The organism is Janibacter zhangyanbonis (assembly GCF_050507325.1).
Taxonomy (GTDB): Bacteria; Actinomycetota; Actinomycetes; order Actinomycetales; family Dermatophilaceae; genus Janibacter.
This window is the reverse complement of sequence record NZ_CP191481.1, coordinates 2895426-2910076: the sequence shown is the minus strand read 5'-3', so window position 1 is coordinate 2910076 and position 14651 is coordinate 2895426. Positions and strand designations below refer to the sequence as shown.

The 14651-nt window shown below is 72.9% G+C and carries 14 protein-coding genes; 9 read left to right on the top strand and 5 right to left on the bottom strand.

Annotated features, from left to right (window positions below; genetic code table 11):
- Window positions 1-90 precede the first annotated feature (90 nt).
- The 5 genes from ACQBJO_RS14305 to ACQBJO_RS14285 all read left to right on the top strand — a co-directional run bounded on the left by ACQBJO_RS14305 (window position 91) and on the right by ACQBJO_RS14285 (window position 5808).
- On the top strand, window positions 91-1611 hold the full coding sequence (locus ACQBJO_RS14305) for a hypothetical protein (RefSeq protein WP_421009142.1): 1521 nt from the start codon (window positions 91-93) through the stop codon (window positions 1609-1611).
- Window positions 1612-1679: 68 nt separating this feature from the next.
- Window positions 1680-2249, top strand: a complete 570-nt coding sequence (locus ACQBJO_RS14300) for an NADPH-dependent FMN reductase (RefSeq protein WP_255184410.1) — start codon at window positions 1680-1682, stop codon at window positions 2247-2249.
- A gap of 100 nt (window positions 2250-2349) precedes the next feature.
- Window positions 2350-4602: a DNA polymerase III subunit gamma and tau gene (locus ACQBJO_RS14295; RefSeq protein ID WP_421009141.1), complete on the top strand. Its 2253-nt coding sequence runs from the start codon at window positions 2350-2352 to the stop codon at window positions 4600-4602.
- A 59-nt stretch (window positions 4603-4661) separates the two neighbouring features.
- Complete coding sequence (recR, locus tag ACQBJO_RS14290) at window positions 4662-5261, top strand: recombination mediator RecR (protein ID WP_255184408.1); 600 nt, start codon at window positions 4662-4664, stop codon at window positions 5259-5261.
- The gene (locus tag ACQBJO_RS14285; protein ID WP_255184407.1) at window positions 5254-5808 is read left to right on the top strand and encodes a DUF5063 domain-containing protein; all 555 of its coding nucleotides are present in this window, start codon (window positions 5254-5256) and stop codon (window positions 5806-5808) included. Before recR ends, ACQBJO_RS14285 begins: the two co-directional genes overlap by 8 nt.
- 56 nt (window positions 5809-5864) lie before the next feature.
- Here ACQBJO_RS14285 and ACQBJO_RS14280 read toward each other — a convergent pair whose 3' ends face one another.
- Both ACQBJO_RS14280 and ACQBJO_RS14275 read right to left on the bottom strand, forming a co-directional pair.
- A complete protein-coding gene (locus ACQBJO_RS14280) occupies window positions 5865-6899 on the bottom strand; it encodes an ABC transporter permease (RefSeq protein WP_421009140.1) in 1035 nt (344 codons plus the stop codon).
- Window positions 6896-7807 carry an ABC transporter ATP-binding protein gene (locus ACQBJO_RS14275; RefSeq protein ID WP_421009139.1) on the bottom strand — a complete coding sequence of 304 codons (912 nt, stop codon included), beginning with the start codon at window positions 7805-7807 and terminating at the stop codon, window positions 6896-6898. Before ACQBJO_RS14275 ends, ACQBJO_RS14280 begins: the two co-directional genes overlap by 4 nt.
- 131 nt (window positions 7808-7938) lie before the next feature.
- On the opposite strand from ACQBJO_RS14275, the gene ACQBJO_RS14270 reads away from it, so the two are divergent.
- The 4 genes from ACQBJO_RS14270 to ACQBJO_RS14255 all read left to right on the top strand — a co-directional run bounded on the left by ACQBJO_RS14270 (window position 7939) and on the right by ACQBJO_RS14255 (window position 12658).
- Window positions 7939-9213: an aspartate kinase gene (locus tag ACQBJO_RS14270; protein WP_255184404.1), complete on the top strand. Its 1275-nt coding sequence runs from the start codon at window positions 7939-7941 to the stop codon at window positions 9211-9213.
- A gap of 41 nt (window positions 9214-9254) precedes the next feature.
- Window positions 9255-10286, top strand: coding sequence for an aspartate-semialdehyde dehydrogenase (locus ACQBJO_RS14265; RefSeq protein ID WP_421009138.1), 1032 nt, complete (start codon window positions 9255-9257; stop codon window positions 10284-10286).
- A gap of 309 nt (window positions 10287-10595) precedes the next feature.
- The gene (locus tag ACQBJO_RS14260; protein WP_421009137.1) at window positions 10596-11462 is read left to right on the top strand and encodes a LytR C-terminal domain-containing protein; all 867 of its coding nucleotides are present in this window, start codon (window positions 10596-10598) and stop codon (window positions 11460-11462) included.
- Window positions 11459-12658, top strand: coding sequence for a pyrophosphate--fructose-6-phosphate 1-phosphotransferase (locus ACQBJO_RS14255; protein WP_421009136.1), 1200 nt, complete (start codon window positions 11459-11461; stop codon window positions 12656-12658). Before ACQBJO_RS14260 ends, ACQBJO_RS14255 begins: the two co-directional genes overlap by 4 nt.
- A 225-nt stretch (window positions 12659-12883) precedes the next feature.
- Here the strand turns inward: ACQBJO_RS14255 and ACQBJO_RS14250 are convergent, their stop codons facing one another.
- The 3 genes from ACQBJO_RS14250 to ACQBJO_RS14240 are packed head-to-tail and all read right to left on the bottom strand — an operon-like array spanning window position 12884 to window position 14646.
- Window positions 12884-13618: an enoyl-CoA hydratase-related protein gene (locus ACQBJO_RS14250; RefSeq protein WP_421009135.1), complete on the bottom strand. Its 735-nt coding sequence runs from the start codon at window positions 13616-13618 to the stop codon at window positions 12884-12886.
- Window positions 13615-13980: a YchJ family protein gene (locus tag ACQBJO_RS14245; protein ID WP_421009134.1), complete on the bottom strand. Its 366-nt coding sequence runs from the start codon at window positions 13978-13980 to the stop codon at window positions 13615-13617. The genes ACQBJO_RS14250 and ACQBJO_RS14245 overlap by 4 nt, the downstream gene beginning before the upstream one ends.
- A 30-nt stretch (window positions 13981-14010) precedes the next feature.
- Window positions 14011-14646 (bottom strand): GntR family transcriptional regulator, encoded by a 636-nt coding sequence (locus tag ACQBJO_RS14240; RefSeq protein ID WP_421009133.1) that lies wholly within the window; start codon window positions 14644-14646, stop codon window positions 14011-14013.
- Window positions 14647-14651 lie beyond the last annotated feature (5 nt).

Sequence of the window (14651 nt, the reverse complement as noted above, 5' to 3'; positions counted from 1 at the left end):
TCGCTTTCGACTGGCGGTCCGCCCAGATCCCCCTAGGTTGGTGACCAAGCGATCGCCGCGGCGATCGACCCTCACGTCAGGAGGCAGACCATGGACAACAACTGGATCTGGATCATCATCGGGATCCTGCTCGTGCTCCTCGTCATCGGGCTGGTCATCGCCCTCACCCGGGGTTCGAAGGCCAAGCGCCTCGAGCGGGAGCGTGCCGAGGCCGAGCAGCTGCGCCAGGAGGCTGCGGAGCGCGAGCAGCGCCACCGCGAGAGCCAGGCCGCCGCCCGGGCCAGCGACGCAGATGCCCGAGCAGCGCAGGCCGAGGCCGACCGGCAGTCCGCCGAGGCGGAGCGTCAGGCGGCCGAGGCGGAGAAGCAGCGCATCGAGGCCGAGCAGAAGCAGCAGCACGCCGCGACGCGGGCCGAGGCTGCCCAGCGCGACCAGCAGGCCTACGACGAGAAGGTGCGCGAGGCCGACGCCAAGGACCCCGACGTCCCCACCGACGAGGAGGGCCGTCGCGTGGACGACGACCGTCGTGGTCCCGGTGCCGGGGCCGCCGCCGGTGGTGCCGCAGTCGGAGCCGGTGGCCTCGCCGCTGGTGCGGCGGCGACCCACGACGACCGTGGCGCCGACCCGCGTGTCGCCGACCAGGGCGCGGACCAGCGTGTGACCGACCAGCGGGTTGCCGACGAGCGCGGTGTGGACCAGCCGGTCGGCGGCCAGGACGGATTCGTCGACGACAACCGTGACGGCTACCGCGACGGCGTCATCGAGTCCGAGGACCCCTACGCGGAGGACTCGTACACGGCCGGCACTGCGGGCGCCACGGGCCGGACTCCCGACGACGCTGCCACCGCTGGCGCGACGCCGGTCGCCGAGCCGGCCCAGCCCGGCCGCCTCGACCAGCCGGGTGCAGCAGGCGCCCAGCAGCCGGGTGCGGCAGGCGCCGTCGGTGAGCCCGGCGCAGCCGGCCGCCACGCCGGTGTGGACGAGCCGCTCCCGCCGGCCGGTACCCAGCCGGTCGACGAGCCGGTCGGCCGTCACGCGGGCGCCGAGCCCGTCGCCGACGACACCCGCCTCGGCGGCGAGCCCGCCGGCTCGGACATCGACGACCCGGCCCGCGGCTGGGAGTCCTCGGACCCGAGCCGCCCGGACACCGTTCCCGCCCAGGGTGGTGTCGCGCCCACCGGCGCGACAGCAGAGCCCGTCGACCGGGTCGGCGCGGACGCACCGCGTCAGGACGGCTTCGGTTCCGACGCTCCGCGTCAGGACGGTCTGCGTCAGGACGGTCTGGGTGCGGAGGCGCCCCGTCAGGACGGCTTCGGTGCGGAGACGCCCCGTCAGGCGCCGCCTGCCCCGGGTGCCGACCCGACGGCGCAGGGGAACCCCCCTTCGTCCACCGCTGTGCCGCCGGCCGACGCCCGCCCGGGCGCCGACGTGCCGCCGGCCGACGCGGGTCGGGGCGACGTGCCCCCGCCGGCGGCGCCGCCGCTCGACGAGGACCCCGCCCGCGACCGTCTCGCACCGGAGGAGCGGCCCCAGCCCGAGCAGAGCAAGGGCTTCTTCGACAAGGTGCGCGATAAGGTCGACGAAGTGCGCGACGACCGTCGCCGCAGCTGACCACCGGCTGGGCCCGCCATCCACCACGGATGGCGGGCCCTCGCCACGCCCCGACCGAGAGGACCCTCGTGAAGATCGCCATCATCCTCGGCAGCACCCGCCCCGGACGCTTCGGCGCCCAGGTCGCCGACTGGGTCGTCGCCCAGGTCGCCGACCGTGACGACGCCGAGTACGAGCTGGTCGACCTCGCGGACTACGACCTCGACCTGCTCAACGAGCCGACCGTCCCCGGGGCCGCCAAGCGGCAGTACGACAACCCCAAGACCCGCCGGTGGGGCGCGAAGATCGACGAGTTCGACGCCTACGTCTTCGTCACGCCCGAGTACAACCACGGCGTCCCCGCGGCGCTGAAGAATGCCTTCGACGTGCTCTACCCCGAGTGGGTCCACAAGGCCGCGGCCCTGGTCTCCTACGGCGCCGACGGCGGCGTGCGGGCCGTCGAGCACTGGCGCACGATCCTCGCCAACCCGCAGATGCACGTCGTGCGCGGCCAGGTCTCCTTCTCGACCATGCTCGAGGTGACGAAGGGGGAGGACGGCGACGTCTTCGCCCCCGCCGAGCGCCGGGCCAAGGAGCTGGGCAATGTCCTCAAGCAGCTGACGCGGCTCGCGGAGGCGACCGCCTCCCTTCGTCCCTGACGCGTCGTCACCACGTCGTCGGCCGGCGTCGACGGGCCGATCCACAGCGGCCTCCCCACGGGGGAGGCCGCTGTCGTCGTCCGCACGTAGGCTCGTGCCCGTGAGCACCGCCCTGTACCGCCGCTACCGCCCCGAGAGCTTCGCCGACGTCATCGGGCAGGAGCACGTGACCGAGCCGCTCATGCAGGCGCTGCGCTCCGGCCGGGTCAACCACGCCTACCTCTTCTCCGGGCCGCGCGGCTGCGGCAAGACGACGAGCGCGCGCATCCTCGCGCGGTGCCTCAACTGCGAGCAGGGGCCGACGCCTACCCCGTGCGGCGAGTGCGACTCGTGCGTGGCGCTGGCCCGCGGTGGTCCCGGCACGGTCGACGTCATCGAGATCGACGCCGCGAGCCACGGTGGTGTCGACGACGCCCGCGACCTGCGGGAGCGGGCCTCCTTCGGGCCGGCGCAGAGCCGCTTCAAGATCTACATCATCGACGAGGCGCACATGGTGACGCCGCAGGGCTTCAACGCCCTGCTCAAGATCGTCGAGGAGCCGCCGGAGCACGTGAAGTTCGTCTTCGCGACGACCGAGCCCGAAAAGGTCATCGGCACGATCCGCTCGCGCACCCACCACTACCCCTTCCGGCTCGTTCCGCCGGCCCGTCTGCAGGACTACATGCAGCAGCTCTGCGATGCCGAGGGCGTGCAGGTCGAGCCGGGGGTCCTCTCCTTCGTCGTCCGCGCCGGTGGTGGATCGGTGCGTGACTCGCTCTCCGTGCTCGACCAGCTCATCGCCGGCAGCGACGACCGGGGGCTGACCTACGAGCGGGCCGCCGCGCTGCTCGGCTTCACCGACGGCGAGCTGCTCGACAGTGCCGTGACCGCCTTCGGCGCGGGGGACGCCGGTGGCGTCTTCAAGGTCATCGACTCGGTCATCGAGACGGGCCTCGACCCGCGGCGCTTCGTCGAGGACCTGCTCGAGCGGTTCCGCGACCTCATCGTCGTGTCCGCGGCGCCCGACGGGGCGGCGGCGATCCTGCGTGGTCTGCCGGGTGACCAGATCGACCGGATGCGCCAGCAGGCGTCGGTCTTCGGTCCCGCGTCCCTGTCGCGTGCCGCCGACATCATCAACGCCGGCCTCACCGAGATGACGGGGGCCACCTCGCCCCGCGTGCAGCTCGAGATCATCGCCGCGCGCGTGCTGCTGCCCGCCGCGGCCGGCGAGTCGGGCTACGGCGCTCGCCTGGACCGCATCGAGCGGCGTCTCGAGGTCGGGGGAGTGCCGACCGGTGGCGGTCCCGCGGTGGATGCGTCGGGTGGGCACACGAGCGCGGGTGCTCTCTCCGCGCCGTCGCCTGCAGCGCCTGCTGCTGCGGTGGCTGCACCTGCTGCGTCGGTCCCGCCTGCGCCCGCTGCGTCGGTCCCGTCCGCGCCCGCGGTGCCCGTGCCTGCCCACGAGGGCCCGACCCAGGGGCCGACTTCCGAGCCCGTTGCGGCTCGTTCGCCCCAGCCCGACCCGTCCGCGCCGGCGCAGTCCGCGTCCACCCCCGGTGGGCAGGCGGAGCCGCAGACCCCGGCAGCGCCGTCCGAGCCGTCCGCACCGCAGCCGTCGGCAGTGCAGCCCGAGCCGGCCGCGCAGCCCACGGCGCCAGAGCCGACGGCGCCGCAGCCGTCGGCACCCGAGGCGTCGCCCGCGGCTGGGGCTGCGGGAGGCGCAGCGGCGCCCCCTTCGTCCTCCGGGGGGATCGACGTCGAGGCGCTGCGGCGCAGCTGGCCCGACGTCCTCGGGCGGATCTACCAGATGCGGCGGGCGACGTGGACCTTCCTGTCCGAGCACGCCCAGGTGCTCACCTATGACGGGCAGCGACTCGTGCTGGGCATCGCGACGGTCGGCCTGGCCAATGCCTTCCGCAACGGCTCGCACGCCGAGGTCGTGCGGCAGGCGCTCATCGACACGATCGGCGTCGACGCCCGCGTCGAGGGCGTGCCCCACGACTCCGGCAGCGCGCCGCAGCGCGGCGGCGGAGCGCAGGCGACGATGCCGGCGTCCTCCGGCGCCTCCGCGGGTGGTGCACCCCCGCCCGCCGCTGACTCGGCACCCGGGCCGGCGGCACCGGCGGCCGACATCGGCGTGGCCGCGCCCACCGGTGGCCCTGCCGGCGCCGACTGGGGCAGCCAGGCGACGGCCTCGGCCGCACCGGCGTGGGCCACGGCGCCCGCTCCCGACCCCGTCGAGCCGGAGCCGGAGCCGCGTGAGCCCGACGACTCGTCCGTGAGCGACGACGACGAGGACATCGTCGAGGCGGGCACGGCCGGCCCTGCGGTCATCGAGCGCATCCTCGGCGGCACCGTCATCCGCGAGGAGTAGACCGCGGCGCACCGCCCTCGGTGTCCCGCGCTGTCCCTCGCGGGGCGTAGGGTCGAGGGGTGTACGAAGGCGTGGTCCAGGACCTGATCGACGAGCTCGGGCGACTCCCCGGGGTCGGCCCCAAGAGTGCCCAGCGCATCGCCTTCCACCTGCTGCAGGCCGACCCGCAGGACGTGCAGCGACTCGTCCAGACCCTCAGCGAGGTCAAGGACAAGGTCGCCTTCTGCGAGACCTGCGGCAACGTCGCCGAGGGCACTCAGTGCCGGATCTGCGCCGACCCGCGCCGCGACGCCAGCGCTATCTGCGTCGTCGAGGAGCCCAAGGACGTCGTCGCGATCGAGCGGACCCGCGAGTTCCGTGGTCGCTACCACGTCCTCGGCGGGGCGATCAGCCCGATGGACGGCGTCGGCCCCGACGACCTGCGCTTCACCGAGCTCATGTCCCGTCTGTCCGACGGGACCGTGCGCGAGGTCATCATCGCCACCGACCCCAACCTCGAGGGCGAGGCCACGGCCTCCTACACGGCGCGCCTGCTCACCCCCTTCGACATCCGGGTCACCCGCCTCGCCTCCGGCCTGCCGGTCGGCGGCGATCTCGAGTACGCCGACGAGGTCACGCTGGGGCGTGCCTTCGAGGGGAGGAAGCTGCTCAATGCCTGACGACACCACGCTCCTGGCCGACGAGTGCGCCGCCGAGGCGCGAGCTTGGCTCGGGACGCTCGCCGACATCGCCTCCGGTGCCGCACCCGAGAGCGCCATCCCGCTGCTGTTGCTCACGACGAGCCAGGTCCAGCTCGTCGGCGCCCGCCTGGGGGCGATCGCCGACGTCGTCCTCGAGGAGCGCTTCGAGCGTGACCCCGGGCCCGACACCGAGATGGACCCGCTGCGCGCCGGTCTGGCCCAGCTGCTCGACGGGGTCGACGAGTACGCCGACGTCGTCGACCCGGTCACCTCGACCGAGACGGCGGGCGGGTCCCTGAGCAACGACCTCGCCGTCGTGGCCGCTGCGCTCGCCCACGGGTTGGCCCACCACGACGCGGGTCGTCCGGTCGAGGCCCTGTGGTGGTGGCAGTACAGCTATCTCGCCGACTGGGGCGACCGCGCGGCCATGGCGGTGCGAGTCCTGCAGACCCTGCTCGCGCACCTGCGCCTGGACGCCGACGCCGACGTGGTCGGCGAGGCGGAGTTCGACGCCCTGCACTCCTGACCGCGCGGGGTGCCGCCGTGGCCCCGTCGCCGAGGCACGGCGTTCAGGCACGGCGCTCAGGCCACGCGCGTCCCGCTCGGCAGGCGCCGGATCGGGGTGCGCACCCGCCGGATCGCGATGGCCGTCGCGCCCGCCGCGGCGAGCACGTAGATCGCCAGACCCACTGGCCACGCCGGGAACTCGTCGGCAACCCGGGCCTCGCCGTCCGTCGTCGAGTCGCCGTCGAGGTAGCACTCGTCGCGCACCTCGGGCGGTCCGGCCTTGGCCAGGCGGGTGCCGTAGGAGATCCAGCGCAGCGGGGTGAAGCCGCTCGCCGAGTCGTCGCCCAGGTCGTGCGGCGCCGCGTCGGCGACGATGACGAAGGGGTTGACCCCGAGCAGCCACCACGTGCGCTCGGTGTGGACCACGTGGCGCAGCTCGGTGTAGTCCTCGCACCGGGGCGGGCCGGTCGGGGCCGAGACGTCGTAGCGCTGCCCGTGGATCCGCGCCGGCTCCTGGTCGCTGACGAAGGGGGTGGACATCGCGAAGAGGATGAGCGTGAGGAAGCTCAGCCCGGCGACGGTGAGATAGGTGAGCACCGCCGAGCCGACGGGTCGGGCGACGAGGGTGGAGTACATCAGGCCGAGGGCGCAGACCGTCAGCAGGATGATGCCGAGGACGAGGAGCACCCGGGCCGCGCCGAGCAGGCCGACGCCGCCCTGGAAGAGTGCGAGGACGAGGAAGGGTGCCGCGAGGGCGAGGAAGGTCGCCGCCATCACGAGCGAGGCGAGCAGCTTGCCGAGGATGATGTCCGTGGCCGTCAGCAGGGTGGTCTGCAGGGTCGCGAGCACGCCGGCATCACGGTCGCCGTTGACCGACGTGGCGGTCAGCGCCGGCATGATCAGCAGGCTGAGCCCGAGCACGAAGAAGAGGACGACGTCGAAGGTGATCGACCCGACGGCCGTCTCGGAGTCGGCGAGCGCGAGCCAGGTGAGCATGGCGATGCCCGCGATGCCGGCGAACCACAGGACGAAGGCGATGTACCACCGGGCGCCGCGGAATCGCTGCATGAGCTCGAGCCGAGCGACGGTGAGGACTCCCGAGATGGTCACTGGCGGTCCTCCGTCACAGCGAGGTAGGCGGCTTCGAGGGATCCCTGGGCCGGGGCGAAGGCCGTGACCGGCACGTTGGCCGTGACGAGGGCGCGCAGCAGGTCGGTCGCGGCGATCTCGTCGGCCAGGGTCACCTCGAGCGCGCGGTTGGCCCGGGTGGGCCGGTGGCCGAGGTCGAGCAGCGCCCGCTCGAGGACCTCGAGGCTGCCCGCCGTGATGCGATAGGTCAGCACGCCTGCGGGCGCCGCGATGCCCTGGCTCTGGATGCTGCGGCCGCCGGCGACGATGACGGCGTTGTCGGCGATCTCCTGCAGCTCGGTGAGGATGTGGCTGCTCACGAGGACCGTGCGCCCCTGCCCGGCCAGGTCACGCATGATGTCGCGCAGCTCGATGCGGGAGCGGGGGTCGAGCCCGGAGGCGGGCTCGTCGAGCACGAGCACGCTCGGGTCGTGGATGAGGGCCCGGGCCAGGCCCAGACGCTGCTTCTGCCCGCGGCTGAGCACCCGGGCCGGCCGTTCGGCGAGGTCGTCGAGGTGGACCAGCCGCAGGAGCGAGGCGATGCGCTCCCGGGCGGTGCCGGCGGGGATGCGGTAGGCCGAGGCGACGATCTCGAGCACTTCGCGGACCCGCAGCGTGTCCCACGTGCCGAAGCCGTCGGGCATCCAGCCCAGCGCCCGGCGCACCTCGGTGGGCTGCGTCACCGGGTCGAAGCCGTCGACCCGGATCGAGCCGTGGTCGGGCACGAGCAGGCTCGCGAGCATGAGCATGAGCGTCGTCTTGCCGGAGCCGTTGGGCCCGATGAGCGCCGTCACCTCACCGGGGCGGGCGACGAGCGAGATGTCGTCGACGGCGAGGACCGGGCCGAAGGCACGTCGGGCGTGCTCGACGACGATCCCCTGTGTGGTCATGGCCACAACCTAGTGTGCGCACCGGTCTGCGGCGTGGACTCGACTCGGGTGAGGGCGTCGGGGTCGTTATCCTCGGGGGGTCGTGCCGGTCCGCCCCCGGGCCGGACCCGCGAGATCCCCACGGAGTTCTCTTGAGCCTGGTTGTCCAGAAGTACGGCGGTTCGTCGCTCGCTGATGCCGAGAGCATCAAGCGCGTCGCCCACCGCATCGTCGAGACGAAGAAGGCGGGCAACGACGTGTGCGTCGTCGTCTCCGCCATGGGTGACACGACCGACGAGCTGCTCGATCTTGCCGAGGAGGTCAGCCCCGTCCCGCCGCCGCGCGAGATGGACATGCTGCTGACCGCCGGTGAGCGCATCTCGATGGCGCTGGTCGCCATGGCGATCGCCGACCTCGGGCACAGCGTGCGCTCCTTCACCGGCAGCCAGGCGGGTGTCATCACCGACACCTCCCACGGCAAGGCGAAGATCATCGACGTCACCCCCGGCCGCATCACCGAGGCCCTCGGCGACAAGCACATCGTCATCGTCGCCGGGTTCCAGGGCGTCAGCCAGGGGACCAAGGAGATCACCACCCTCGGTCGCGGCGGCTCCGACACGACGGCGGTCGCCCTGGCCGCCGCGCTCGAGGCCGACGTGTGCGAGATCTACACCGATGTCGACGGCATCTTCACCGCCGACCCGCGCATCGTGCCCAAGGCCCACAAGATCGACCGCATCTCGCACGACGAGATGCTCGAGATGGCTGCCAGCGGTGCCAAGGTGCTGCACCTGCGGTGCGTCGAGTACGCGCGCCGCTCCAACATGCCCATCCACGTGCGTTCGTCCTTCTCCTCGAAGGAGGGCACGTGGGTCCTGCCCCCCGACGCCGAAGGAGCCGAGGACATGGAAGAACCGATCATCGCGGGTGTTGCCCACGACCGCAGCGAGGCCAAGATCACCGTCGTCGGCGTGCCCGACGAGCCGGGTCGCGCGGGCCAGATCTTCACCACGGTCGCCGAGGCCCAGGTCAACATCGACATGATCGTGCAGAACGTCTCGGAGGCCGACACCGGCCGCACCGACATCTCCTTCACGCTGCCGATGACCGACGGCCAGAGCGCCGTCCAGGCGCTCATGGGGACGAAGGACGAGGTCGGCTTCTCCTCGATCCAGTACGACGACCAGATCGGCAAGCTCTCGCTCGTCGGTGCCGGCATGCGGACCAACCCCGGTGTCTCCGCGACCTTCTTCCGGGCGCTCGCCGACGCGGGGATCAACATCGAGATGATCTCCACCTCCGAGATCCGCATCTCGGTCGTCACCCGCGCCGACCAGCTCGACGACGCGCTCGCGGCGCTGCACACCGCCTTCGGCCTCGACTCCGAGGACGGCGAAGCGATCGTCTACGGGGGCACCGGCCGGTGACCCCGCTCCCGTCGCCGTCCACCGGGCCCACGCTGGCCCTGGTGGGGGCGACGGGACGCTTCGCGGAGGCCCTCGCCTCCGCCCTCGCCCTGCGGGCCGACCCTTGGGGCGAGATGCGTCTCCTCGCGCCGGGCGTGAGCACGCGGACGCTGAGCATCCGCGGGCAGGAGCAGACCATCGAGTCCCTGCACGAGGACTCCTTCGAGGGCGTGGACGTCGCTCTCTTCAACCTCGCGCCCGAGATCACCCCCGAGTGGGCGGCGCGAGCCGTTGCGGCCGGGGCCGTGGTCGTCGACGCGAGCGCGGCCTTCCGCTCCGACCCCGAGGTCCCGCTCGTCGTGCCGGGCATCAACACCCAGCTCGTCGCCGAGCGCCCCAAGGGCATCGTCGCCCTGCCGGGCCCGGTCACCTGGGGTCTGATCGACGCCGCCCACGTCCTGCACCAGGGCTGGGAGCTGCAGCACCTCGTCGTCACCGGCCTCATCGCGGCGGTCTCGAAGTCCGACCGCGGCGTCGCCCGCCTGCGCGAGGAGCTGCACACGGTCGCCGGCGAGCCGACGATCGGTCAGCACCCCGGCGACGTGCGGGCCGCGGTCTCCGACCTGCCGGTCGGCTCGCCCTTCCCGGCGCCGCTGGCGCTCAACGTCATCCCCTGGGTCGGCCAGCCCGGCGAAGGGGGATTCACCTCCGCCGAGCTGTCCGTGGGTGACGAGGTGCGCAAGATCCTCGGGCTCGCCGAGTCGGTCCCGGTCGTCGCGACCCTCGTCCAGGTGCCGGTCGTGCTCGCGCACTCCATGGCACTGCACGCCCGCTGCGCGCGGCCGGTGGCGATCGACAAGGTGCGCGCGGCCTGCGTCGCGGCCCCGTCGCTGGTCCACCTCGACGAGGAGACGGGGGAGGTGCCGACCCCGGTGGACAGCGTCGGCATCGACCCGCGCTTCGTCGGTCGGATCCGGCAGCCGAAGGGGGCCGGTCACCACGTCGACATGTTCGTCAGTGCCGACACCACCCGGCGCGGTGCCTCCGCGATGCTCAGCGTCGCCGAGCTCGTCGCCGCGCAGATCTCCGGCTGACGCCGACGGTCACCGCGCTGGCCGCACCGCAGCGGACCCCCACCCACCGCACGTCGTCGCCGACTGGTGACCCGCACGCAACCCTGCGGTCACCCCGGGCGTCAACCATGGTGACGGCCGACGACGGCCGCTGCGGGTCTCCCCTTCGGTCTCGGTCGGAGAACGATCCGCAGCTGTGACTTGTGTGACTGGTGGGGTCAAAGTGAAAGATGTCACCACCTATACTGGACCGCAGGGGAGCTGTAGATGAGAAAGGAAAGGCAGCAGGGAGTGGAACCGCAGGATCAGGGGCCGGCCTCGTACCGGGTTGTGGGATTCGACGAGCTCGAGGGCTCGGCCGCCCAGCACTACCGTCGGCAGCGGCGGCGCCGACTGCTGCTCTTCGTCACGCTTCCCGGTCTCCTGCTCGGCACCGCGACGGTGGCCACGGCCTACGGCACCGGTCTCGTCGGCGGTCAGTCGCAGCCGGCCTGCACCTCGGTGAGCAAGCCGGCCCCCGAGCGCGACTCCTTCGACATCACCCTGCTCAACAGCAACGACACCAACGGCCTCGGCAGTGATGTCGCCCGCGAGCTGACGCTGCGTGACTTCAAGATCGCCTCCGTGGGCAATGCCGACAGCTCGGTCTACGTCAAGGGCGCCGCGACGATCTACTACGGCCCCGACGGGCGTGACAACGCGCTGCTGCTGCAGAAGCAGATCCCCGGCTCCAAGACGTGGAACGACGCCCGCCCCGGCGACAGCGTCCAGCTCGTCCTCGGCTACGGCTACGACAAGCTCGTCAAGGAGCCCGACCCGCCGCTGCCCGCGCCCTCCGAGATCACCCTCAACGTCTACAACACGACGTGGCAGGAGGGTCTGGCCTCCGACGTCGCCGGCGAGCTCAAGGACCGCAAGTTCAAGATCCGCTCGACGGGCAACGACCCGCAGATGTCCTTCCTGGAGAAGGAGGTCGCCGTCATCCGCTTCGGCCCCGAGGGGCAGCGTGCGGCCAAGCGTCTCGCGCAGCAGATCTCCGGCGCCCAGCTGCAGAAGGACGACCGCACGAGCGCCAAGGTCGACCTCGTCATCGGCAACAAGTGGAAGGGCCTCAAGCCCGAGTCCTCGGTGCCCCAGGTCAAGCCCTACGTCCGGCCCGCAGAGACGATCCAGGTGCCCTGCGGCGAGAAGAAGTGAACGTCGGCACGGTCGCGATCCTCACCGCCGGTGGGATCGCGCCGTGCCTCTCCTCGGCCGTCGGCGGGCTGATCGAGCGCTACACGCAGCTCGCTCCCGGGACCCGGATCATCGGCTACCTCGACGGCTACGCGGGCCTGCTCACCGGCCGCAGCGTCGAGATCACGCCCGAGGGCCGCGCCCAAGCCGGTCGGCTCCATGCCTTTGGCGGGTCACCGCTCGGCAACTCCCGGGTCAAGCTGACGAATGCGCAGGACTGCGTGCGGCGTGGCCTCGTGCAGGCGGGGGAGGACCCCCTTCGTGTCGCCGCGGAGCAGCTGGCCGCCGACGGCGTCGACGTGCTGCACACGATCGGCGGCGACGACACCAACACGACGGCCGCCGACCTGGCCCGCCACCTCGCCGACACCGGTCGCGACCTGCGGGTCATCGGCCTGCCCAAGACGATCGACAACGACATCGTCCCGATCCGGCAGAGCCTCGGCGCGTGGACGGCCGCCGAGCAGGGCGCGCTCTTCGCGCGCAATGTCATCGGTGAGCACTCGTCCAACCCCCGCATGCTCGTCGTCCACGAGGTCATGGGTCGGCACAGCGGGTGGCTGACCGCCGAGACCGCCCGGCGCTACCGGGCCGACCTCGCCGGGCGTGACTTCGCCCCGGCGCTGGGCAACGACCCGCGGCGCTGGGACGTCCACGGTGTCTACCTGCCGGAGCTGCCCCTCGACCTCGAGGCCGAAGGCAGGCGCCTGGCCGCGGTCATGGACGAGCTGGGTTGCGTCAACCTCTTCGTCGCCGAGGGTGCCGGCGTCGACGACATCGTCGCGGCCATGGAGGAGCGCGGCGAGCAGGTGCCGCGCGACGCCTTCGGCCACGTGCGCCTCGACGAGATCAACCCCGGCGACTACCTCGCCTCCGCCTTCGCCGAGCGGCTGGGTGCCGACAAGTCGAAGGTGTGGAAGTCCGGCTACTTCGCCCGCTCGGCCGCGCCCAATGCCGAGGACCTCGAGCTCATCGCGCGCTGCACGAACCTCGCGGTCGACGCCGCCCTCGACGGCCGCTCGGGCGTCGTCGGCCAGGACCGCGAGCGCGGCGACGAGCTGCGGGTCATCGAGCACGACCGCATCGCCGGCGGCGGCGCCTTCGACCCCACCACCCCCTGGTTCACCGACCTGCTCCACGACATCGGCCAGGCCTGACGCTGCGCCGCCAGTCGTGGGTGTGGCTGCGCGGGCGCAGGGCTGGGGGAGGGGCACGTCAGGAGCGGGCGCAGGGTTGGGGGTCGGCCCGACTCATGAAGAAGTCCGGCTCCCCGCATCACGTGAGACGTCATTCCAAGCGGCCGGACTTCTTCTTAGGGCCACCCCCAACCCTGCGCCGGCGGACGGCGCAGGAGCCTGCACCCGCGCAGCAGGGCCGCAGCGTCAGTTGTGCTTGCGGCGCAGCGACCACATCTGCGGGGAGCGCTCGAGCTCGACGGCGACCTCCCAGGGGATGCCGCCGGGGGCCGTCTCGCGGCGGAAGCTGCGCACGAGGCGTCGGGCGAGCTCGGGGTCGGCGGCGACGCGCGCGGCGACGTCGCGGGCGGCCTGCTCGACCTCCTCGTCCTCGTGCACGGCCCACGCGAGGCCGAGCTCGACGGCGCGGGCGCCGCGGACCTCCTCGCCGAACAGCCCCATGGCCGCGGCCGTCTCGCGCCCGGCCGTGCGGTGCAGCAGCGACAGGTGCCCGCCGCCGGGGTGGATGCCGATCTGGGCGAAGCCGGGGAGCAGGCGTGCGGTCGACGAGACGATGCGCAGGTCGGTGGCCAGCGCGAGGTTGAGCCCGGCGCCGACAGCGGCGCCGCGCACGGCGGCGATCGTCGGCAGGTCGATGGTGCCGATGGTCGTGAAGGCCTCGTAGACCGTCTCGAGGTTGCGGTAGGCGGAGTCCTCGACCGGGTCGCGCCCGACGTCGGCGAGCACCTCGCGCACGGCGCCGGCGCAGAAGTGGGCCCCGCCGGTGACGACGACGGCCCCGACCTCGCGGTCGGCCTCGGCGGTGCGGGCGGCGTCGATGAGCTCCCTCGACATCTCCACCGACAGGGCATTGCGCCGGTCGGGGGCGTCGAGGGTGATCGTGGCGATGCCGTCGGCGACGGCGTAGCGGACCTCGGTCACGGGATCTCCTTCGTGTAGAACCACCGGCCACCTCGTCGGGTGAACTCGCTGCGCTCGGCGAGCTCACCCCCGTCGAACCTGGCGACGAAGTCGACGATGCCGGTCGTGTCGTCGGGGCCGCCGGCGACGACCTCGCGGACGTCGAGCCCGAGCCAGCGGGTGTCGTCGAGGTGCACCTGCTCGGGGCGGGTGCGGCCGTCCCACGTGCGCCACAGGTGCTCGGCATTGCCGTAGACGTGGGCCGTGTAGCGGCTGCGCATGAGCTCCTCGGCGGTCTCCGCCTGGCGTTCGCTGGCGAGCAGCGGGCCGCAGCAGGAGGCGAAGGGGGAGCCGGAGCCGCAGGGGCAGGGATCGGCGCTCATGGTGGCAGCGTAGTCAGGCGCTGCCGGGCCTCACCGGCGGGAGGCGGTGCTGAGGATGTGGCCGGAGAGGGTCTCGGCGAGGGCGTCGCCGTCGCCCTCCTCGAGCAGGTCGAGCAGGCGGTCGTGCTCCCGCGTGAGGGCCATCATGTGCGTGCGTGGCGTGGGCTCGCCGAGGCGGGCGAGCCGGACGAAGGCCCCCAGCTGGTCGAGGAGGCGGTCGAGCGTCGGCATCGCGGCGACCTGGGCGAGCGCCCGGTGGAAGTCCTCGTCGGCCTCCATGAAGGCACCACTGTCGCCGGCGCGGGCATAGCGCCGCTGCCGCAGCACCATGAGGCGAAGGGAGTCGACGTCGCCCGACGAGCGGGTCGAGGCAGCGACGCGGGCGGCGGCCGTCTCGAGCGCGGCGCGGACGGTCGCGATCTCCTGCCGGTGCTCGGGGGAGACGTCGACGACGTGCAGCTGGCGGCGGGCGCCGGGGACGAGCAGCCCCTCGCTGCGCAGGGCGCGCAGCGCCTCCCGTACGGGGGTGCGGGAGACGCCGTGCGCCTGCGCCATGGCCACCTCGTCGACCGGGGACCCGGCGGCGAGCTGCCCGCTGAGGATCTCGTCGCGCAGGGCGGCGTGCAGGCGCCCGGCCTTCGTCTCGGTCGAGGGGGTGGTCGTCACGATGG

Bases quoted from the DNA above. Each gene is read 5' to 3' on its own strand.
- ACQBJO_RS14305 (WP_421009142.1), top strand. From the start codon at position 91: ATGGACAACAACTGGATCTGGATCATCATCGGGATCCTGCTCGTGCTC.
- ACQBJO_RS14285 (WP_255184407.1), top strand. From the start codon at position 5,254: ATGCCTGACGACACCACGCTCCTGGCCGACGAGTGCGCCGCCGAGGCG.
- ACQBJO_RS14275 (WP_421009139.1), bottom strand. From the start codon at position 7,807: ATGACCACACAGGGGATCGTCGTCGAGCACGCCCGACGTGCCTTCGGC.
- ACQBJO_RS14245 (WP_421009134.1), bottom strand. From the start codon at position 13,980: ATGAGCGCCGATCCCTGCCCCTGCGGCTCCGGCTCCCCCTTCGCCTCC.